At 57.5% G+C, this 19,941-nt stretch carries 18 protein-coding genes and 1 riboswitch; of the genes, 7 read left to right on the forward strand and 11 right to left on the reverse strand.

Annotated elements, in window-relative coordinates; genetic code table 11:
- The first annotated feature begins 9 nt into the window (after window positions 1–9).
- Window positions 10–735: a ribonuclease activity regulator RraA gene (locus FHS21_RS25100; protein WP_183664702.1), complete on the forward strand. Its 726-nt coding sequence runs from the start codon at window positions 10–12 to the stop codon at window positions 733–735.
- A 580-nt stretch (window positions 736–1,315) separates the two neighbouring features.
- Here the strand turns inward: FHS21_RS25100 and FHS21_RS25105 are convergent.
- From FHS21_RS25105 to hisD, 4 genes are all read right to left on the reverse strand, one after another.
- Window positions 1,316–1,546, reverse strand: a complete 231-nt coding sequence (locus FHS21_RS25105; RefSeq protein ID WP_183664704.1) for a hypothetical protein — start codon at window positions 1,544–1,546, stop codon at window positions 1,316–1,318.
- The gene (locus tag FHS21_RS25110; RefSeq protein ID WP_183664706.1) at window positions 1,543–2,736 is read right to left on the reverse strand and encodes an IS91 family transposase; all 1,194 of its coding nucleotides are present in this window, start codon (window positions 2,734–2,736) and stop codon (window positions 1,543–1,545) included. The genes FHS21_RS25105 and FHS21_RS25110 overlap by 4 nt, the downstream gene beginning before the upstream one ends.
- 3 nt (window positions 2,737–2,739) lie before the next feature.
- Window positions 2,740–3,648, reverse strand: coding sequence for a tyrosine-type recombinase/integrase (locus FHS21_RS25115; protein WP_183664708.1), 909 nt, complete (start codon window positions 3,646–3,648; stop codon window positions 2,740–2,742).
- A 319-nt stretch (window positions 3,649–3,967) separates the two neighbouring features.
- Window positions 3,968–5,251, reverse strand: coding sequence for a histidinol dehydrogenase (gene hisD, locus FHS21_RS25120; protein ID WP_112551726.1), 1,284 nt, complete (start codon window positions 5,249–5,251; stop codon window positions 3,968–3,970).
- A gap of 170 nt (window positions 5,252–5,421) precedes the next feature.
- Here hisD and FHS21_RS25125 point away from each other — a divergent pair, with 170 nt between their 5' ends.
- The 5 genes from FHS21_RS25125 (at window position 5,422) to FHS21_RS25145 (ending at window position 10,267) form a co-directional block, all read left to right on the forward strand.
- A complete protein-coding gene (locus tag FHS21_RS25125) occupies window positions 5,422–5,970 on the forward strand; it encodes a cupin domain-containing protein (RefSeq protein WP_112551725.1) in 549 nt (182 codons plus the stop codon).
- Window positions 5,971–6,072: 102 nt separating this feature from the next.
- Window positions 6,073–7,113 (forward strand): ABC transporter substrate-binding protein, encoded by a 1,041-nt coding sequence (locus tag FHS21_RS25130; RefSeq protein WP_183664710.1) that lies wholly within the window; start codon window positions 6,073–6,075, stop codon window positions 7,111–7,113.
- 123 nt (window positions 7,114–7,236) lie between these two features.
- Window positions 7,237–8,304: an ABC transporter ATP-binding protein gene (locus FHS21_RS25135; protein ID WP_112551723.1), complete on the forward strand. Its 1,068-nt coding sequence runs from the start codon at window positions 7,237–7,239 to the stop codon at window positions 8,302–8,304.
- Window positions 8,301–9,482 carry an ABC transporter permease gene (locus FHS21_RS25140; protein ID WP_112551722.1) on the forward strand — a complete coding sequence of 394 codons (1,182 nt, stop codon included), beginning with the start codon at window positions 8,301–8,303 and terminating at the stop codon, window positions 9,480–9,482. Before FHS21_RS25135 ends, FHS21_RS25140 begins: the two co-directional genes overlap by 4 nt.
- Window positions 9,479–10,267, forward strand: coding sequence for an ABC transporter permease (locus tag FHS21_RS25145; protein ID WP_112551721.1), 789 nt, complete (start codon window positions 9,479–9,481; stop codon window positions 10,265–10,267). The genes FHS21_RS25140 and FHS21_RS25145 overlap by 4 nt, the downstream gene beginning before the upstream one ends.
- A gap of 877 nt (window positions 10,268–11,144) precedes the next feature.
- On the opposite strand, the gene FHS21_RS25150 is transcribed toward FHS21_RS25145, so the two are convergent.
- Genes FHS21_RS25150 through FHS21_RS25180 form a run of 7 tightly spaced genes read right to left on the reverse strand, consistent with a single transcriptional unit; the run spans window position 11,145 to window position 18,208 of the window.
- Window positions 11,145–12,461, reverse strand: coding sequence for a M20 family metallopeptidase (locus FHS21_RS25150; RefSeq protein WP_183664712.1), 1,317 nt, complete (start codon window positions 12,459–12,461; stop codon window positions 11,145–11,147).
- Window positions 12,462–12,464: 3 nt separating this feature from the next.
- Window positions 12,465–13,421, reverse strand: a complete 957-nt coding sequence (locus FHS21_RS25155) for an ABC transporter permease (RefSeq protein ID WP_183664714.1) — start codon at window positions 13,419–13,421, stop codon at window positions 12,465–12,467.
- Entirely contained in the window at window positions 13,418–14,395 is a 978-nt protein-coding gene (locus FHS21_RS25160; RefSeq protein WP_246411199.1) for an ABC transporter permease, read from the reverse strand. Before FHS21_RS25160 ends, FHS21_RS25155 begins: the two co-directional genes overlap by 4 nt.
- A gap of 18 nt (window positions 14,396–14,413) precedes the next feature.
- Window positions 14,414–15,400 (reverse strand): autoinducer 2 ABC transporter substrate-binding protein, encoded by a 987-nt coding sequence (locus FHS21_RS25165; protein WP_112551717.1) that lies wholly within the window; start codon window positions 15,398–15,400, stop codon window positions 14,414–14,416.
- Between the two features lie 33 nt (window positions 15,401–15,433).
- Entirely contained in the window at window positions 15,434–16,204 is a 771-nt protein-coding gene (locus FHS21_RS25170) for an ATP-binding cassette domain-containing protein (RefSeq protein WP_112551716.1), read from the reverse strand.
- Window positions 16,205–16,229: 25 nt separating this feature from the next.
- Window positions 16,230–17,006, reverse strand: a complete 777-nt coding sequence (locus FHS21_RS25175) for a glutamine amidotransferase (protein WP_112551715.1) — start codon at window positions 17,004–17,006, stop codon at window positions 16,230–16,232.
- A 20-nt stretch (window positions 17,007–17,026) separates the two neighbouring features.
- Window positions 17,027–18,208, reverse strand: coding sequence for a carbohydrate kinase family protein (locus tag FHS21_RS25180; RefSeq protein ID WP_112551714.1), 1,182 nt, complete (start codon window positions 18,206–18,208; stop codon window positions 17,027–17,029).
- A gap of 426 nt (window positions 18,209–18,634) precedes the next feature.
- A riboswitch (guanidine-I (ykkC/yxkD leader) is annotated at window positions 18,635–18,742 on the forward strand.
- Window positions 18,743–18,814: 72 nt separating this feature from the next.
- On the opposite strand from FHS21_RS25180, the gene FHS21_RS25185 reads away from it, so the two are divergent.
- A complete protein-coding gene (locus FHS21_RS25185) occupies window positions 18,815–19,888 on the forward strand; it encodes a putative urea ABC transporter substrate-binding protein (protein ID WP_112551713.1) in 1,074 nt (357 codons plus the stop codon).
- Window positions 19,889–19,941: the final 53 nt, after the last annotated feature.

A 19,941-nucleotide genomic window follows, 5' to 3' on the forward strand; every position in this document is an offset into this window, starting at 1 on the left:
GGACAACGAATGACAAACTATGATCTAAGTGAAGAAGCGCGCAAAAAGCTGATGGGCGTGGCCACGCCAACGATTGCGACGGCGCTGTTCAAGCGTGGGCTGCGCAACCAGTTCATCCAAGATGTGCGACCGCTGTCGGCGAAGCAGACCAATATGGTCGGGCAAGCCTTTACGTTGCGCTACATACCGGCCCGCGAAGACCTTAACACGATCGAGGTCTTCAAGGACCCCAATCATCCGCAGCGCGCCGCGGTGGAACAATGTCCGGAGGGAGCCGTCCTGGTGATGGATAGCCGCAAGGATGCCCGGGCAGCTTCGGCCGGCTCCATATTGATATCAAGGCTGCAAGTGAGGGGTGTGGCAGGTGTGGTTACTGACGGAGGCTTCCGCGACAGTCCTGAGATTGCCAATTTAACCATTCACGCCTACCATAATCGTCCTTCGGCTCCAACCAACCTGACCCATCACCAAGCCTACGATATCAACGTCCCAATCGGTTGTGGCGATGTCGCTGTATTTCCGGGCGATGTACTTGTCGGGGACAATGAAGGTGTCATCGTCATTCCTGCCCATCTCGCCGACGAGATTGCCGCCGAAACGGTCGAGATGACGGCCTATGAAGATTTTGTCACAGAGCAAGTCATGAACGGTGCGACGATCATCGGGCTTTACCCGGCCACCAGCGAAAAACCCAAGGCCGATTTTGCCGCTTGGCGGCAGAAGCACGGACGATAAGAATCCTGAAGTTCCGATTTCGGCTCTTCTCTATTTGGCGTGTATGATGCGGGTCCTGCTTTTGAAGCAGCCGGGGTGAAGAAAATGGTCATGGCTGAAGGCTTGGGCGATGAATGTCGCCAAGCGCCACGGACGGCCAAAGCCCATCGTCGTTACGCCTTTTTCACCACTAGACCGTCCCTCGTGTTCTCGATCTGTGCTTCTAAAATCGCATAATGTCTCAAGTGGAACCGCGCTCCTATCAGGTATTCTACGGTTCGATTCCGTTCAAGGCGAGGGGGGAGACAAAGTTAGCTTTCTCATGAGCCACCATCCATTCGTCCGAGCTTGATCTCTGGCGCCGTTAGTTGAGGCAAATACGCATGATGCACCTTCCAGCATAGAGCAATCACTGCGCTAGTGCCCTTGAATGACGAATGACTGAGATCGGGCCGATTCCGGTCAGGCAGCTTTCAAGAAGCGCCCTGCGAAAGCAGACGTTTAAATCGGCTGCCGTGATGTCTGGATCTGTGAAGAGTTTCGGGCGCCATGAGGCGTACGAAAGTCCCCGAGGAAGGAACCCGCGGGGCACAGTCGATAGCTATGGGGATTTCGGCTTTTGGCTGATGTCGGCGATGACGCAACCGCTGCTGGGAGTCGCGGGGATGCATGCGGACGGGCCACTTCGTTGCACCTGCCCATAGTGTAGGCGACCCGGCACGGGGCTGATTGTGGTCATGTCGACAACGATCATCACCATGAGCACGCGTGTATCCGCTGTCGCAGGCTGTGCGCCTGCGGCATGAGGCTGGAATATGCCATGCCGGGTCATGGGTGATGCTCCCGGTTCGGTGTCGGTTCATTTGGAGGTCCGCGCGGCTGCCTCCATCGTTCGAACACCTCGATGACGATCATGCGTCCGCCGCAGCAGGGGCATGGCGGGCGGAAGCTGTCCGGTTCGTCCTTGGTATGGTCATTGAGAGGCGGGGCAACGCTCAGCAGCTCGCGGGCGAGCACGATGCTGATCTTGCGGGAACTGCCGGCAAGCAGACCATAATGACGGATGCGATGGAAGCCGCGTGGTAGGACATGAAGCAAGAAGCGGCGAATGAACTCGTCGGAGCCAAGCGTCATGACCTGCTGGCGATCCGCGCTATTGCGGCGGTAATCCTTGTAGCGGAATGTGACGCCACTCTCGTCGAAAGCGATCAGCCGACTGTTTGAGATGGCGACCCGATGCGTATAGCACGACAGGTATGCCAGCACCGTTTCCGGACCGGCGAACGGAGCCTTGGCGTAGACCACCCAGCGCTTGCTCCTGACGGGAGACAGGTGACGCAGGAATGCCCGCCGCTCGGTGAGATGCGCCATCGATCCGAAGAAAGCGAGCCGGCCCGCATCGTGCAACGCATTCAGCCGGGTCAGGAATAACCGGCGGAACAGCTTGCCGAGCACGCGCACCGGCAGCAGGAATGCCGGTCGCGACGAAACCCAGCGCTTCCCGTCGAACGCGATGCCGCCGCCCGGTACGATCATATGGACATGCGGATGGTGTGTCATCGCCGAACCCCAAGTGTGGAGCACAGCGGTGATGCCGATGCGCACGCCGAGGTGCTTCGGGTCGGCGGCGATAGTCAGCATCGCCTCCGACGCCGCCTTGAACAACAGGTCGTACACGAGCGCCTTGTTCTGGAAGGCGATATTGGCGACCTCGGCCGGCAGCGTGAACACGACATGGAAGTAGCGGACCGGCAGCAGATCGGCCTCGCGCTCGGCAAGCCATGTCCGCGCGGCTGCACCCTGACACTTTGGACAGTGCCGGTTGCGGCACGAGTTGTAGGCGATCCGCCATTGGCCACAGTCCTCGCAGGCCTCGAGGTGACCGCCGAGGGCCGCGGTGCGGCAGTGCTCGATCGCCGACATGACCTTGAGCTGATAAAGACTCAGATGTCCTGCATGAGTTGCTCGATAAGCAGGTCCGGCAGCACGGAAGATGTCGGCGACCTCGACCGAGGCGCGCACGGATCAGCCGCCAGGCGAGATATCTCCCGGCTTAAACAGACCGAGCTTGTCGAGCGGGCTCGTCACCGCTCGCACTGTGCGGGTCGCGACCTTGGCGTAGAGGGCCGTGTTGTTCAGCTTGGCGTGCCCGAGCAGGACCTGGATGATCCGTATATCGGTGCCGTCCTCCAGAAGATGGGTCGCAAAGCTGTGACGCAGCGTGTGTGGCCCGACCCGTTTGGCGATATCGGCAGCCTGCGCCGCCTCGACCACGATCCGATACAGCTGCCGTGTGCTGATCGGCTTCATCGCGTGCTGCCCGGGGAACAGCCAGCCCTCGCGATGCATCACGCCCTCTCGCCGCCCGACAATCCACCACTGGCGTAGAAGAGCAAGCAGGTCTTCGGACAGCATAGCGTTGCGGTATCGTCCGCCCTTGCCGTGCTCGACGCGCAGCAACATGCGCTGGCTGTCGACGTCAGCAACCTTCAGCATCGACACTTCCGCCACACGCAATCCAGCGCCATAGGCGACCGACAATGCTGCTTGGTGCTTGAGGCAGGTTGTGGCGTTGAGGAGACGAGCAACCTCATCGCGGCTCAACACCACGGGCAGCTTGCGCGGATGCGCCAGCCGGACGAGCCTGCGCGCCATATCCGGGCGGTCGAGCGTCTGGATGAAGAAGAAGCGTAGCGCCGACACGATGCTGTTCATCGTCGGCACGGGAATGCCGTTCTCCTGTTGCTCGATCTGGAAACGGCGCAGATCATCAGCAGTAGCCGTATCTGGTGAACGCCCGAGGAATGTCGCCAGGCGTCCGATATCACGGAGGTAATTGCGCTGCGTCTCGCGTGAGAAACGCCGCATGTTCATGTCGTCGATCAGCCGCTGGCGCAACGGGCTGATAGGTGCATCGAGAAGGGGATGAGACATGGTCAGGCTCCTTGTTGAAGAAGCCCGTTATGCTCTGCCTCCGAATAACTCCGCTCAACGCTGGCGCGGCGACCCGCCTGTGTCCGCTACCGCAACCGCAGGCGCCCTCCCGCGCAGCGGGTTCGTTCAGTGGCCAGAAGCGGAAGTCGTGTGATCCGGGCCGTTGCGGACGCGTTTACCGAATTCGAACAAAAACCTGATGCCGGCTAGTTGAAGGACCGAATGTCACTGGTCGATCTTTGAAGGAGTGTGAAGTTGCAAAGGCCTGCTCGGCTAATGAGCTGGGGCGACTCGATGCTCGATCCTTAGACGGAAGCCATTATTGCCGGCTCAGTCGAAGCGCCGCTGCCCGGCGATGGCCCTCCATACCCTCTGTGCGACTTTGCCGAACCGAGGGGGGAGCGACCGCGGCTACACCGCGCTCGTCGAGCCATTGGTGGGTGCACACCTTGACGTAGGAACCTACCCAGAGACCTCCGGTGTAACGTCCTGCGGCCATGGTCGGGAGCGTGTGATTAGTGCCGCAGCACTTGTCAGAGTACACTACGCTCGCGAGTTTCCCGATGAAGAGAGACCCATAGTTGCGCAATTTTCCTGCCGTGGCATGGGCATCGCGTGTGTGAACCTCAAGGTGTTCCGCCGCGATATGGTCCGAATACTCGATCATTGCGGCTTCATCAGCACAAACGGTGATCTCACCATAGTCGCGCCAGGCGACGCCGGCGACGTCGGCCGTGGGCAGTGTTGCCAGCTGGCGTTCGACCGCCTCCAGTGCAGCCTTGGCGAGTTTTAGATCGGTTGTGATAAGACCAACGCGGGTCCTGACATCGTGCTCGGCTTGCGCCAGAAGGTCGGTGGCGATCATCTCCGCGTCGCCTGTTTCGTCGGCAACGATATAAATTTCGCTAGGGCCTGCTAGTTGGTCGATGCCCACCTGGCCGAACACCTGCCGCTTGGCCTCATTGACGTAAGCGTTGCCGGGTCCAACGATCTTGTCGACGGCGGGAATGGTTTCGGTGCCGAACGCCATGGCGGCAATGGCCTGCGCACCGCCCACTTTGAAGATCCTGTCGGCGCCCGACAAATGGCAGCCGGCAATCATGGCCGGATGGGCGTTGGGCGGCAGGCAGGCGATGACATGATCGCAGCCGGCGACCTTTGCCGGCACGATAGTCATGACGGGTGCAGATAGGATCGGATATCGACCACCGGGCACATAGGCTCCAACAACCTCAATCGGAATGACGCGGTGTCCGAGGTGCAGTCCCGGAAGGGCGTCGAATTCGAGCGGAAGTATGGTTCGGAGTTGCGCTTCGGCGAACGTCTTGACGCGCTCAATGGCAAACTCAGTGTCTTTTCTGGTCTGGGGATCGAGATTGGCAACGGCTTCCAGGCGATCCTCGAGGCTCACTTCGAATGTGACTAGATCGGACCGGTCATAGGTGCGCGCATATTCTCCGACGGCATCGTCTCCGCGTGCCCGCACATTCGCAATGATGTCCTTGACCACGGCCTCAATTGCAGCAGTATCCGAAATCGAGAGAACGTTTGGCTGCTTGAGATGATTTATCTTGTCACCCAATTGGCGGGAGCGGTTGGCCATTTGAATCTCCGGGTTGCTTGTTGGAGGAATGTCGTCACAATCGTGCACCCGCCGGTTTACTGCAATTCCTGGCGGAGCATCTGTTCAGTATATTCACCAAGGCAGCGCGTTCTGCACGTCGTGCGGTGACAGGCTATTTCGATGAGGCACTCCAATCTTGGGAAAATCCAATGCCGAAAATAGGCGTCAAATTGAAAGAGATGCGGCGCAGGCGCGATTTGGGCGTGCGAGAGCTGGCGGTGAGGTCCGGAATCTCCCATTCCACCATTTCCCTGATCGAGCGGGACAAGATGAGTCCGTCAATCGACACGTTGAGTGCGGTGCTGGACGCGCTCGGGACGACGCTCCCCGGGTTCTTCAGCGATCTTCAGTCGAGCCTGCCCTACACACCGTTCTACGGAGGGGAGGAATTGGTGGAGATCGGCAAGGTCGACACCATCTCATACCGTGTCATCGGGCTCAACCATCCCAACCGGCAACTTCTTATGCTGCACGAGACCTACGCGGTCGGCGCTGACACCGGAGAAGCCTTCGCGCATGCCGCGCAGGAGGCGGGAATGGTGATTAAAGGTGCAGTGGAAGTGACCGTTGGCGGCCAGAAAAAGATCTTGAACAAGGGCGATGGGTACTACTTCGATAGCCGACTCCCCCATCGCTTCCGCAACGTCGGCGAGCAACAGAGCGAGATCTTAAGCGCGATAACCCCGCCGACATATTGACTTGGTAATGGTGATTTTAATCACCGCGGCGCTTTATCGGGCTTTCAATCAAGTCAAACTGTGGTTTCTTAGCTTAGTCATAGAAAAACAAGGGGAATGACGATGAAAATTCTGAACGCAACGTTGATTGTATGCGCGTTGGCGACCATCGGAACAGCGACCGCTGAAGCCCGTGATCTGACAGTCGTGTCTTGGGGCGGTAACTACCAAGACGCCCAGCGCAAAATCTATTTCGAGCCTTTCGCAAAGCAGGCCGGAAAGCCGGTGCTCGATGAGAGTTGGGACGGCGGATACGGCGTGCTTCAGGCCAAGGTGAAAGCGGGCGTTCCAAACTGGGATGCTGTCCAGGTTGAGGCCGAGGAACTTGCGCTTGGCTGCGCGGACGGCATTTACGAAAAGGTCGACTGGGACAAGTTGGGTGGCAAGTCCAAGTTCTTACCCGCTGCCGTCAGCGATTGCGGCGTTGGCGCGATCGTTTGGTCAACTGGAATTTCCTACGATGGCGACAAGTTGAAACAAGCACCGGCCTCTTGGGCCGACTTTTGGGACACGAAGAAGATTCCCGGCAAGCGGGGCTTGCGCAAAGGAGCGAAATACGCGCTTGAATTCGCCTTGATGGCGGACGGTGTGGCCGCCGATGAAGTCTACTCCGTCCTTGCTACCCCGGAAGGCGTCGACAGAGCCTTCAAAAAACTCGATGAGCTGAAGTCGAACATTGTCTGGTGGGAGGCCGGAGCGCAGCCGCTTCAGTTGCTCTCCTCGGGAGAGGTGGTCATGACGACTGCTTATAACGGCCGTATCAGCGGTTTGAACAGGTCCGAAGGCAAGCACTTCGGCTTTGTGTTTCCGGGCAGCATCTATGCTATCGACAGTTGGGTAGTGCTGAAGGACAGTCCCAACAAGGACACGGCGATGGACTTCATAGCCTATGCAAGCAAGGCGGACAACCAGTCTAAATTGCCCGAATACATCGCCTACGGACTTCCCAACATCGAGGCGGGCAAACTCGTGCCTGCAAAATTCCAGACCGAGCTTCCGACTTCACCCGACAATCTCAAGCGAGCGATTTCCCTGGATGTTGATTTCTGGACCGACAATTCCGAGGCTCTGACGCAGCGGTTCAATGCCTGGCTCGCGCAATGACTTTGTCCTGCGTGAGCGCCGAGACATACGCGGTCCTGCCTTCGCCGTTGTGACGGACAGGCCCGCGGTTTGTCAGAGCCGTCGCCATTGCGCGTTGCTTTCCGAGAGCCGAGGTGATCGACGTTGAACAATCCATTCATCCGCTTGGAGGAGGTCAGCAAGTCCTTCGGGCTCCTCACCGTTGTCGAGGGACTGAATCTTGAGATCGGCAAGGGGGAGTTTATCAGCCTGCTTGGTCCCTCCGGTTCTGGCAAAACGACGATACTTATGATGCTTGCGGGTTTCGAGAATCCGACAAGCGGCGCAATCTGGGCGGGCGGCAAACGAATTGACAGTTTGCCGCCGCACAGACGCAATATGGGTGTCGTCTTCCAGAATTATGCGCTCTTCCCGCACATGACGGTTTCGGAGAACGTTGCCTTCCCCTTGAAAATGCGCAACGTCCCGCGTGCGAAGGTCAAGGAGCGCGTGGGAAAGGCGCTCGATATGGTGCAGCTTGGTTCACTTGCCGAGCGGCGTCCGTCACAGCTGTCGGGCGGACAGCAGCAGCGGGTTGCATTGGCACGTGCACTGATCTTCGAGCCAGAAGTGGTCTTGATGGACGAGCCGCTCGGCGCACTGGACAAGCAACTGCGCGAACAAATGCAATTGGACATCAGGGACCTGCATCGGCGGCTCGAGCTGACGATCGTCTTTGTCACGCACGATCAATCGGAGGCGTTGACGATGTCGGATCGCATCGCGATTTTCAATCGCGGAAAAATAGAACAGATTGGCAAACCCTCGGATATCTACGACCATCCGAGCACGCAATTCGTCGCGGAGTTCATTGGCGAGACAAATCTGGTCCGGGGTTGCGTACAAAGCGTCGAAGGCGGTACGGCCCGTGTCCAGTTGCCCGGCGGCCAGGAGGTTTTCGTTGAGACAGCCACGGACCTTCGCCCAAACAGCAGTGTTTGCCTGTCGATAAGACCCGAGCGGATAAAGGTGGGACGCCGGGAGGCTGCGGGCAACAACATCACCGCCGCCGTGTCCGATATCGTCTATCACGGGGATCATTTGCGGCTGGTTGCACGAAGCGACAGCCAGTCGCTGACCATCAAGACGGACCGCAGCCAGCCCACGCTTTCGATTGGTGATGAGGTGCAACTTTCCTTCCTGTCGTCCGATTGCTGGGTGGTCAGTGCATGAATCAGCCAAGGCTCGGCAAACAGCTGATTTCCCTGGCGCTTGTCGCGCCGCTGTTGCTGTTTCTTATTGTTTTTTTTGCGTTGCCGCTCGTTACGATGATCAAGTCCGCTGTGTCCGACCCTGTGGCGGCACGCACGCTCCCCGCCACGGCGAGATCGGTTTCGAGCTGGGATCGCACCAGCCCCCCAACCGTCGAAATGCAAGCTGCTTTCGTTGCCGACCTGCGCCAGATCAGCGACGACCAATTGTTCGGGGATCTTGTCCGGCGGCTGAACAGTGCCAAATCCGGCTTTCGCACCTTGATGCCCAAAACGCGTAAGGCTGCTTTGGACACTGCCGGAAGCATTGATCTTGTTGCGCTGGACAAGCGATGGGGTGACATTTCCTACTGGCAGGCCGTCAGCGTGGCAGCATCTTCGAGAATCACAGACCGGAATCTTTTGGCAGCAGTTGACCTGCAACGGGACGCGTCCGGTGCAATTGCCTCTCTTCCGGCTGATGCTTCGGCGAACAAGGCCATAATGCTGCGGACGTTTGTGATGGCTTTGACGGTGACAGGGGCGTGCATTTTGATCGGTTTTCCCTTTGCCATGATCGCCGCCTCGGTCGATGGCTGGAAGCGGCAATTGTTGCTGGGTGCGGTGCTGCTCCCACTCTGGACGTCATTGCTGGTGCGAACCGCGGCATGGTTCATCTTGTTGCAGGACAGGGGGCTGATCAATTCGGTCTTGATGCAATCGGGCGTAACGTCAAGTCCGATACCGCTGATCTTCAACCGAGCCGGCGTCATCATCGCCATGACCCACGTCCTACTTCCCTTCATGGTGCTTCCGATCTTCAGTGTGCTGATCGGTATCCCCAAAAACCTGATGCCGGCCGCGGCGTCGTTGGGCGCTCATCCCGTCAGGGCATTCTTGAATGTCTTGCTACCGCTTGGGCTGCGCGGCGTCGTTTCCGGTTCGCTTCTGGTATTCATGAGCGCGCTCGGTTACTACATCACGCCGGCCTTGATCGGCGGTGCGAAGGATCAGATGATTAGTTCGGTAATCGCCTACTACGCCACGGGCGCAGCCAACTGGGGCATGGCAGGAGCGCTTGGACTGGTCCTTCTAGCGGCCACGATGATCCTCTATGCGATATATCTCAGGCTTTCGTCAGAACGGGAAACGAGTCCGTGAGCGTGTTGCGTTTTTCGAAACTGATTTTCGGTTCTGCGACCGTCTTCTTTCTGATCGCACCGCTGATTGCGATCCTGCCGCTCGCTTTCACCGACAGTGTCTTCCTCAACTATCCCATTCCAGGTTACTCAACCCGATGGTTCGTTGAGCTGTTCACCGCCGGTGTGTGGCAGCGGTCCATCATCAACAGCCTCATCATCGGTTGCGGCACCACCGTGCTTGCGACATTCCTGGGAACCGTTGGTGCCCTCGGACTGCGGGACAAGCAGCTTTCGCTTGTCCTTACGACCATCAAGACGATTTTTCTTTTGCCGATGGTGGTGCCGGCGGTGGTGCTGGGCGTCGGCATGCAGCTCATGTTTGCTCGATATGCTTTGACCAACACCTATCTTGGGGTGATCATTGCCCACACTGTGGTGGCGGTGCCCTTTGTTGTTGTCAACGTGCTGGCGGTATTGCAGGGAATTGATCGCCGGCTGGAGCAGGCGGCAGCCAGCCTCGGTGCAGCACCCGTTACGGTGCTGAAACAAGTAACCTTGCCGCTGGCGCTCCCCGGTATCGTATCTGGGGCTGTTTTCGCCTTTGCGACGTCGTTGGACGAGGTCGTGCTGACACTGTTTGTGGCCGGCCCAAACCAGCGGACGCTCGCACGGCAAATGTTCTCCACGATACGGGAAAACATCAGCCCGGCGATCGCCGCCGCGGCCTTCGTTTTCATTGTCGGCACGGTCTTGATTGCGATCGTTGTGAACTTTTCGCGAGGTACCAACCGGGCGAATGAATAGCCATCGTTAGGCTATACCCCAGTCCGGCAAGCCTTCTCAATCGACCGCACGACCTGCAGAGCGACGATGTCGGGGCACTTCATACAGCGGGCCGTCGTGCCCTGCCTCCGGCGACTCGGCCTGCTTGAATGGGATTGACGATCACTTGTGCTCCTCGAAACGGCTGGCAAAAGCTGCAGAACGAAAACCGCGGCAATACCGTTGAAGGAGTCAGATCGCGTGGCACCCGTTCCGTCCCTGGCCCTAGAACTAGACGCTAAAACCGCTTGGTTGCGCCGGCCAGACGCCTGCTTTTGGCGCAACCGCGACCTCCAGGGTGGTCGTCAGCAATGTCTGCTTGCAGGCGTGGCAAAACTGACCTCAACGGCCGACATGCGGGCGCAAAGCCGACTTTCAAACATGTAAGTTAGACGTTTTTGCAGCAGATCGGCGATTGTAGATTCTTGGGAACCAATCGGATTCGAGCATTTTCAAACGAAGATTACTAACTCGGTGGCCCGGTCTGAAACTACGATGGAGCTGCAAATCTGGATAGCGACTAACCGCAGACGGCTCGCACAACGATACCGTGGCCGTCAAATGGCCGCGTTTCCATTCAGTCGGGGCGCTGGCGATAGAACCACAGTGGCCCATGGAATCCCATTCGCTCATTCACGGATCTATTTCGGTATGTCCGTATCTGGAGGCTACCGTCAATACTGCCGCTGTGGCACGCCATCACGACATTTCGCCAATATTGTCACAGATGACCGTGACACAGAGAGCATCACCGAAACTACCAATAGTCCGCAGCATAAGGTGCACGGGCTTTCCGAACAGACCCCTTACATGGTCGGGAAATCTTGACTCACGCCCTATCCCGTCCTTGACGACCTTCTCAACGGCACCAGTGCTCGATCGCGAGCGCGATCGCCTTCGTGCAATCGACAAGATCGCGCACAGAGACACGCTCATTCGGTTGATGCGCCTGGGCAGGATCTCCAGGTCCAAAGTTGACGGTAGGCGTGTTCCCGAGGCCCGTCGGCAAGCCGATATCACTGTGTGCGCCGAAACCGGACAGAACCGGTGACAGGTTGGCTTTCTCGACAGCCTGCTGGAAGACCTCGACAAAGGGATTGTCGGCTGGAACTTCCGCACAATCCGCATCCAAAATCCATTCTACGCGAGCTGGATGCTTACGGAGATATGGATCCGCCTGACAGACATTGAACACATGTTCTTCGATCTCACGCTTCACTTTTCCGCCAAGGCCAAATTCATCTTTCTCACTAGGCAGGTACTGGGCATCAATGACGATCTCTGCTCGGCCGGCCATGGACGAAGGGTGTTCGCCGGCGTTCATCTGGGTGACGATGATCTGGTTGGGCAAATCCATCAGGGGATGGTTCTTTTTGGGATCAAACATCCAGCGGCGGTTCAGGATGTCGATGCCATCAAGCATCTGTCTGCACAGCTGCACCGCATCAACCGGGCCGCTCGTGTACCACGCATTTGGGGTCAATTCGGCGTGACCGCCAATTCCGTCAATTATAATGCGTCCCCAGAGAATGCCATGGCAGAGTGGAGCAATCTGGTTTGCCGTTGGCTCTGTCATGATGCCGGCATCGGCGCGGAAGCCGCGGTCAACCATGGCCAGAGAACCCATTCCACCGATTTCTTCATCAACGACAGTGGTAAAGACGATGTCGCCTGACAGTGGAATATCGAGTTCCTTGAGAATTTCGACCGCCATCAGCATGCAGGCAACGCCGCCCTTCATGTCGACGGTGCCACGGCCGTGCAAAAATCCATTCTTCAAAACCGGTTCGAATGGATCAGTTGTCCAATGTTCAGCGGCTCCTGGCGGCACGACGTCGATATGGCCGGTCAGCATGATCGAACGTCCGCCGCCGCTGCCCTTCAGGGTCCCTCCAAGATTGGGACGGCCTTCGAAGGTCCGACCTTTGTTGGCACCCGGGCGGCCTTGGTACTTGGCATGGAGCGCTGGGCCATCTGGATCCCAGAGATCGGTTGTGAAGCCGAGTGCAGTCAGGCGCTTTTGCAGGTAGAGCTGACAATCGCGCTCGCCTGGGCCAGCCTCGGCAGGATTGGATTTAACGATCGACGGAAATGAAACCAGAGCTCTCAATGTCTCCACGATACGATCGGATCGCGCCTCGACGCGTTCGGCAATGGTTTGCTCTACGGATGGCATCAATTATCTCCAGCTTTCGGAAAAACGATCGGCGAGAAGAACTAAAATCAGGAGGGCGCCGACGATCCCCACCTGCCAAACTGTATTGACGTTGAGTTGCAGAAGTCCGGTTTTCAATGTGACCAAGAGTATAACGGCCGCGAACACGCCGCCGACGCCGCCACGTCCACCGAGGACCGCAATTCCTCCGAGCATGGCGGCGGTGAGCGATTCAAGTTCGAGGTTCTGCCCAATATTGGGCCGGCCGCTGCCCAACCATGCCAGTGAAAAAAGAGCGGCTGCGCCGGCAAGCGTGCCGCTTAGGCTATAAAGAATCAGCCGCGTGCGATCGACCGGGATACCGACGAGGCGTGCCGATCGCTCGTTGAAGCCCATCGCGTAGACCCAGCGCCCCCATGATGTCCAGGCGAGAACGACACCTGCGATGGCGAAAGCCGGAATGGCAATCGTGAGAAACGGAACTGGAATTCCTGCAAGGACGCCGCGTCCCCACCATAGCAACCAATCGGGCACGCCGGATTGTGCTGAACCTCCCGTCAGGGAGAGCGCCACTCCCGAATAGACGAAAAACGTGCCCAAAGTTGCGATCAGTGGAAGGATGCGAAGTTTCGTTACAAGAACGCCGTTGAAGGCTCCAAGGGCGGTGCCCGCTCCAATGCAGACAAAAGGCAGGAAGAAGGGCGAAAGGCCCGCTTTCACTGCAAGCATCCCGAGAACGGCCGACAACGAAACCGTTCCCCCCACCGACAGATCGATTCCGGCGCCGCCGGCTAGAATGACCATCCCCTGCCCGAGGGAGACCAGCGCGAGGATGGTCGAGAACTGAAGGACAGTCGTGATCGTACCGACACTGAGGACGGAGGGCTTCAACGCGAACAGCCCGACTATGACGATGACCCACAATAGTGAGAGCAAGCTCAAAACGAGAGCCGGACTTTGTAGCGTGCGGACACGGTTCATCTGCGGGCCCACCCGAGTTGCGACATTGGCAGCCGCGCCGAAAGAACCTCGACACTAAGAACGCCGATCAGCAGTCCGCCAGTGACTACGGGTTGCCAAAGTGAAGGCACTCCCATCAACAACAGACCATTTTGCAGTATCCGCAAAAGCAGCACGCCGAGGACGGTGCCAACCAGGCTGCATTTGCCTCCGAGGATGCTGGTTCCGCCCAGAACAACCGCAGCGATGGCATCAAGCGCCAGTGTACTGCCAATCGTCATTTCGACGTTGCGGTAGCTGGCGACATAGAAGGTGGCTGCAAGTCCTGCCAAAGCGCCACTGATGATGAATGTCGCGAAGCGAACCTTGATGACTGGTATCCCGGACAACCGTGCTTTTTCTTCCGAGTTGCCGATGGCCAGCAGGTGAAGCCCAAATGGTGTCCGGCGAAGCGCTACCCAAACGGCGATGTAAGCGAGTACGATAACAAAAGCCGCGATGGGGACACCGAGCAAGGATGTCCCAAGCAGAACAGTCAATCCGGTGGGAAGGCCGGAAAGCCATTGACCACCGAGCAGAATGAATATTGCTGTACGGTAGATTCCAAGAAGACCCAACGTTCCGACAATGGCTGGAATCCGACCCAGCACAACGACGGCTGCTGTGACAAAGCCAAGCAACGCGCCGATAATTGGCCCTGCGAGGGCTGTGAGAACTGGATCCGTATTTGCTCCCAGGGCTCGGCCAACACCTATGGCCGCCAGACCCATGACGATCCCGACCGACACGTCGATTCCACCCATCGCCAACAGAAGAGTCATTCCCAAACCGATAAGAAGCAGCTCGACACTGTTGCGCAAGATGGTGGCGGCATTGCCGGGAGTGCCAAAATATGGCGATGCGACGGAAAAAACGATGATAGCCAATGCACAAGCGGCGAGCAAAGCCAGCTCGCGCCCGTTCAAAGAAAAGATGCCGTCTTTTAACTGTCGCATCGGTCGCATTTCCGTCGATCAGAAATCGAACTTGTCGACATTTTCAGCGGTGAACACAGCGGGCGGTCCGAGGAGCAGAATACCCTTCTGTGCGTCGTAGGTAACTGCCTGGTTGAAACCCGGGACTTTGTTTTCCGCTTCAAACTTCTTGCCATCGATGAGTTGCTTGCCAGCCCAGACCGTTAGATATCCGAGTTGAGCAGGATCCCATAGCACGCTGAAACCGAATGCACCGCTCTTAATATAGGACCGCGCGGTATTGGGGCTGCAATAGCCGGTACCGATAACTGATCCGATTTTCCCTGCAGTTTCAATAGCCTGTGCGACGCCGGGGCAGGTGGTTGAAGCAACCGCGATGATCGCCTTGAGGTCCGGATTGGCGGCCATAAGATCGGTCGAGATCTGCGCCGCGCGCTGTGCCGTTCCTCCGGCATATTGGGGCTCAAGCAGCTGCAGCTTCGGGTATTTTGCACTTGCCTGTTTCTGCATGAAGCCGATCCAGGCATTGAGGTTCGATGCTGTCGCTTCGCCGGAAACGATACCGATCTTGGCATCCTCGCCGACGCGTTTCACCAGCTCGTCGATGATCGTGCTGCCCAGTCCTTCATCGGTAGCCTGGGCGACGTAGACTGCGCGCCCGCTTTCCGGCGCATCGCTGTCACTGGTAAAGAGCTTGATGCCCTTTGCCTCCGCCGCCTTTACGACCGGAGCGATGCTGGAAGCATCCAACACGCTTACAGAAATTGCGCCGACCCCCTGATCGATCAGACTCTGGACGATCTGCAGCTGGTCGACCGGGTTGGTGTCCACCGGACCGCTATAGATGAAATCGACACCGAGCTCCTTAGCTGCTTTGTTGCCGCCAGCTTCCATGGCATTGAAATAGGGGATACCGATCAGCTGCGGAACAAAGGCAACCTTTGGTTTCTCCTGTGCTCCCGCAGCACCAGCGATGAGAAGGGAAAATGCGGAGACTGTTAGAGCTCTTCCTATTTTCTTGAACATTGGATTCGATCCTCTCTGGATTGGACGTGCATTCTAGTTTGCTTTTTCCAGCGCCCGCACGTCGGGATGAGCGCCTGTTATGTATGAAACGATCTCTTCGGGATTGGTGTCGGAGCGGATCTTTTCCGCGACTTTCCGGCCGCGCCGAAACACGATGATCCGGTCGGCAACCTCGAAGACATCGGCGATGTTGTGACTGATGAGGACTACGGCGCAGCCGCGCTCGGCAAGGCGCCGCGTCAGCGAAAGGACCTTTCTGGTTTCAGCAACCGCAAGAGCGGCGGTCGGCTCATCCATGATAACGAGCTTTGCGTTCAGGTTGAGCGCCCTGCAAATGGCGACCGCCTGACGCTGACCGCCCGAGAGGCTCCCCACAGGCGCTTCCGGGTCCGAAATATGCGCTTCAAGCTCTTTGAGCAGACCTGCGACACGCTCTTTCATTTCCTTGCGCCGCAGGAAGGGAACACCAAGCACGGAACGCTTGAGTTCCCGGCCGAGAAACACGTTCTCCGAGATGGACAGATTTTCGGAAAGAGCGAGCTCTTGAAAGATAGTCGCAATACCGGCCGATGCTGCATCCTTCGGTGATGAAAAAGTGACCGGCACGCCATCGATCAGGAGTTCACCGTCGCTTGGCGAATGCGCGCCAGCCAGGACCTTGATGAACGTCGACTTACCCGCGCCATTGTCGCCCAGAAGGGCCAGCACCTCACCCGACCGGATCTCCAAATCGACCTCAGAAAGTGCAGTCAAGGCACCGAAGCGCTTTGTGACACCCTTGGCGATGAGAAAAGGAGCGTTCATATCGGCATTCCCTGGTTTAGATCCATCAGGCCGCGTTGCTCGCCCAGCTCAAGACGTTTTTCCAAAGGCGGGCATAACCTGGCCATTCAACGAAGGTGGTAGGCAGCCAATGCGGGCCGATGTCGGATGTCCAGGCGACCGTGCGCCCCCTGCCATACTGTCCAGTAACGAGAAGCGGGTACCCGCCGCGTTCTGCAGGCAAAGTCGCCAGAACCTCGACGTCGGCCCGATCCTTGACGATCACCTCATTGGCGCCGAGCAGAACCGGCCATTCGCCTTCGATCCCGGCCAAAATCGGGTGCGCCTTCGGCCCGGTGATCGACGGGCGAAATCCCTCAGGTATTTCCAAGCGGTCGTCGTAAGGAAGACAAGTTACGGGAAGCGCGTCTTCGACCGCCGTGCGGTGCCAGCGTGCCTTGCCATCGATACCCTGAAAGCTGAAGTAGCCTCCGATCATGATCAGTCCGCCTCCGGCATTTGTCCAGTCGCGGAGAAGTTTCAGCCTGTTTGGAACTGTCTTGCCATGAAGCCACACGTCGGGATGAAGCAACAGAGAATTGGCACCGATATCGGATAGGATGATCACGTCGTAGGTTGAGAGACCTTCCATGGTGAAGGGGAGCTTATCGACCGCTTCATGGGCGGGCAGGTAATCGAGTTCGATATCACTACCCTTCAAGGCCTGGACCAAAGGCTCGGCGCCAAGATGAAAAGTCACGCTGCCGAATTGATCGAATCCCTTGTAGTGCGTCGCCGAGCTTACCCAGCTTTCGCCAACCAAGAGGGCTTTTGTCTTTGCCATTTCAAAATCTCCTGTTCATTTCATCGCGCAGCCGCAGTTCTGTTGACGGGAAGTGCGGCTTTCAACTCCTCGAAGCCGGCGATGTGACCTTGGGCACCCTCGGCGGTGGTGGTGAGGCTTCCGCCGATCGCTGCGTAGCAGGCTGCCTGTTCCAATGAGGCACCATGGAGCCAGAAGGCCAGAAAGATTCCGGCAAAGCTGTCGCCCGCACCTGTGGCATCTATCCGGTCGACAAGCAGGGCCGGTACTTCGATCTGCGGACCTCCGCTTTTTGGGAACACGACCGCTCCGAACTCGCCAAGAGTCACCACGACATCGCCGCGTCTTTTGATTTTGAAGAGGGTATCATGAGCCTGCCCGATCATCGTCGCCAACGGCGTGCGATAACCAAAAATCTCACGCAGGGTGACATCGTTTATAAATGTCAGATCGACAAGCTGGACAAGCTCGGTGAACGCAGTTGGCGTTCTGGAAGTGTCCGGCAAGCCCGCGGAATGCATGCTAACTTTCCACCCCGCACGATGAAAGCGTTCAACCGAGCCAATCATGCTTTCATACTGGGAGCCCTCAATATGAAGGCAGGCCGGACGAGCCTCTTTCTGGACATCCATGTTTGCTGTGAGATCACCTTCACTCAGCTCGAAAGGTTCGCTGATGATCGTTCGGCTGCCATTGCGTTCGATGATGACAATTGCCTGCGACAGGCGATTGGTGATTGAGCGTTTGATGGGAAGGGCGTGCACGCCACGCTTCAGAAGTTCGCCAAGCGCCCAGTCGCTTTCGGGGTCATCCCCGACAGCTGTCGCCAATTCCACATCAAGTGAACAGGGGGCGCCGACTCCAGCAGCGGCGACAGCGACGTTCGCGGCAGGGCCCCCCAGTGCCTTGTCAATGTGTTCGGCGGTTATGCGGTCGTCACGATGAGGCAGGACATTTACCCGGCAGAGAAAGTCGACGCTGATATGACCGACAACCAGTAGCCGGGGCAATCCGTCGAGATCCTTGGACTTGCGCCGCCCATGGCCGGGCAATGCCCGCGCAATTGCACTTGGCCTGTAGGTCAGATCGGAAATGGCCTTTTCGATGCGCTCGCGTGTCGTGTCTTTGACGGTAGCCGTACCGTTGATGTAGTTCGACACCGTGCCGATGGAAACACCAGCGGTTTGTGCGACATCTGCTATGGTTGGACGCTTGCGCTGCACCGTTTTCGACCCAATTGAAGCGCTTCAACGCTAACAACAGCAGGAAAGACCATCAACAGAATAGTATTCCAATTACATAGGATTTGACGATTGATGTCTGTAAATAATGCAGAAATGAAGAATTAAATTCTCGGTTGCAGCTGTTTTTGAAATATTTTCAAAAGCGGGAATTGAATGGCGATTTTGGAGCCGAAGAGAAAGGAACCGTACCTTCGATATATCGCTCACAGATTACGATCATCTTTCGCGACCAACGTACCTGCTAAGGGTACCACGGGGAAATAAATTTCTTGCCGCCGCGAACGACTAATGCCCAATTTCTAAGCACTGCGGCGAACATTTTAAGCGCGCAATATAACCAGCGAAGAGAAAACTAAACAATTTCAGTATGTTGCGGTTTGGCACATTCCTTGCTTGGCTTATAGTCGAGTTGGTGGCTAGGGTTCCGGCGCTTTAAAGCGTGCTGGTCCGAGAGCTGCCACCGGTAGGGGAGACATCCCGCCGGGTGCACGGCGGGACAAAAGCCCGGGAGACCTCGTTAGCCAAGGGATTGGCGGCGCGATGGTCTATGCCGATCCCTTTTTGAAGAGAAAAAGGGGAATTTCAATGCAGACTTTTTCGAAAATACTCTTGATTACTGCAATGGCCGCCTCGGTGGCGTTTGGTGTGACCTCCATTGCCACGGCCGCACCAAAGACCGATTTCAAAGTTGCTTGGTCGATTTACGTCGGTTGGATGCCGTGGGGTTATGCCGCCGACCATGGCATCGTCAAGAAATGGGCTGATAAGTACGGCATCAAGATCGAGGTCACCCAGTTCAACGACTACGTGGAGTCGATGAACCAGTACACGGCTGGCGCCTTCGACGCGGTAACGCTCACGAATATGGACGGTCTCTCGATTCCCGCAGCCGGCGGCGTCGATACGACGGCCGTCATTGTCGGCGACTTCTCGAACGGCAACGATGCTGTAATCCTGAAGGACAAGAGCACACTTGCGGACGTGAAAAGTCAGAATGTCAACCTCGTAGAATATTCCGTTTCGCACTATCTGCTCGCGCGTGCGCTCGACAGCATCAAGCTGTCCGAGCGCGACGTGAAAGTTGTCAACACGTCCGATGCCGATATGGTCGCCGCCTACAAAACCGCGGATGTGACCGCTGTCGTCACCTGGAACCCTCTGGTTTCGACTATCCTCGAAGATCCGACAGCCAAGAAGGTATTCGATAGTTCAGGGATTCCCGGTGAAATCATCGATCTGATGGTCGCCAATACCGGCGTGCTCAAGGACAATCCGAACTTCGGCAAGGCACTCGCCGGCATCTGGTATGAAACTGCAGCGTTGCTGATGGCAGACAGTGACGAAGGCAAGGCCGCTCGCGAGGCGATGGGTTCCGCGTCCGGCACTGATCGGAAGGGTTTCGAATCCCAGCTAGCCGCCACCAAACTCTTCGACCGGCCGGCCGATGCGGTTGAATTCACCGCTTCGCCAAGCCTGCCGAAGACGATGAACCTCGTACGCAACTTCCTGTTCGAGAAAGGACTGCTCGGCAATGGCGCCGCGTCTGCGGACGTCATCGGCATAGAGATGCCGGACGGCAAGGTTCTCGGCGACAGTGGCAATATCAAACTGCGCTTCACCGAGACTTACATGAAGGCTGCGGCCGACAGCTCACTCTGAGCGATACCAAGCGCGGCGTGGCTTCGTCCGCGCCGTATCCGTTGCCTCTCAGA

This window comes from Phyllobacterium trifolii (assembly GCF_014192095.1).
Classification (GTDB): domain Bacteria; phylum Pseudomonadota; class Alphaproteobacteria; order Rhizobiales; family Rhizobiaceae; genus Phyllobacterium; species Phyllobacterium trifolii.

Excerpts from the sequence above, each read along its gene's own strand:
- FHS21_RS25100 (WP_183664702.1), top strand. The coding sequence starts at position 10 with ATGACAAACTATGATCTAAGTGAAGAAGCGCGCAAAAAGCTGATGGGC.
- FHS21_RS25105 (WP_183664704.1), bottom strand. The coding sequence starts at position 1,546 with ATGACCCGGCATGGCATATTCCAGCCTCATGCCGCAGGCGCACAGCCT.
- FHS21_RS25115 (WP_183664708.1), bottom strand. The coding sequence starts at position 3,648 with ATGTCTCATCCCCTTCTCGATGCACCTATCAGCCCGTTGCGCCAGCGG.
- hisD (WP_112551726.1), bottom strand. The coding sequence starts at position 5,251 with ATGGCCAACCGCTCCCGCCAATTGGGTGACAAGATAAATCATCTCAAG.
- FHS21_RS25125 (WP_112551725.1), top strand. The coding sequence starts at position 5,422 with ATGCCGAAAATAGGCGTCAAATTGAAAGAGATGCGGCGCAGGCGCGAT.
- FHS21_RS25130 (WP_183664710.1), top strand. The coding sequence starts at position 6,073 with ATGAAAATTCTGAACGCAACGTTGATTGTATGCGCGTTGGCGACCATC.
- FHS21_RS25140 (WP_112551722.1), top strand. The coding sequence starts at position 8,301 with ATGAATCAGCCAAGGCTCGGCAAACAGCTGATTTCCCTGGCGCTTGTC.
- FHS21_RS25150 (WP_183664712.1), bottom strand. The coding sequence starts at position 12,461 with ATGCCATCCGTAGAGCAAACCATTGCCGAACGCGTCGAGGCGCGATCC.
- FHS21_RS25155 (WP_183664714.1), bottom strand. The coding sequence starts at position 13,421 with ATGAACCGTGTCCGCACGCTACAAAGTCCGGCTCTCGTTTTGAGCTTG.
- FHS21_RS25160 (WP_246411199.1), bottom strand. The coding sequence starts at position 14,395 with ATGCGACAGTTAAAAGACGGCATCTTTTCTTTGAACGGGCGCGAGCTG.
- FHS21_RS25165 (WP_112551717.1), bottom strand. The coding sequence starts at position 15,400 with ATGTTCAAGAAAATAGGAAGAGCTCTAACAGTCTCCGCATTTTCCCTT.
- FHS21_RS25170 (WP_112551716.1), bottom strand. The coding sequence starts at position 16,204 with ATGAACGCTCCTTTTCTCATCGCCAAGGGTGTCACAAAGCGCTTCGGT.
- FHS21_RS25175 (WP_112551715.1), bottom strand. The coding sequence starts at position 17,006 with ATGGCAAAGACAAAAGCCCTCTTGGTTGGCGAAAGCTGGGTAAGCTCG.
- FHS21_RS25185 (WP_112551713.1), top strand. The coding sequence starts at position 18,815 with ATGCAGACTTTTTCGAAAATACTCTTGATTACTGCAATGGCCGCCTCG.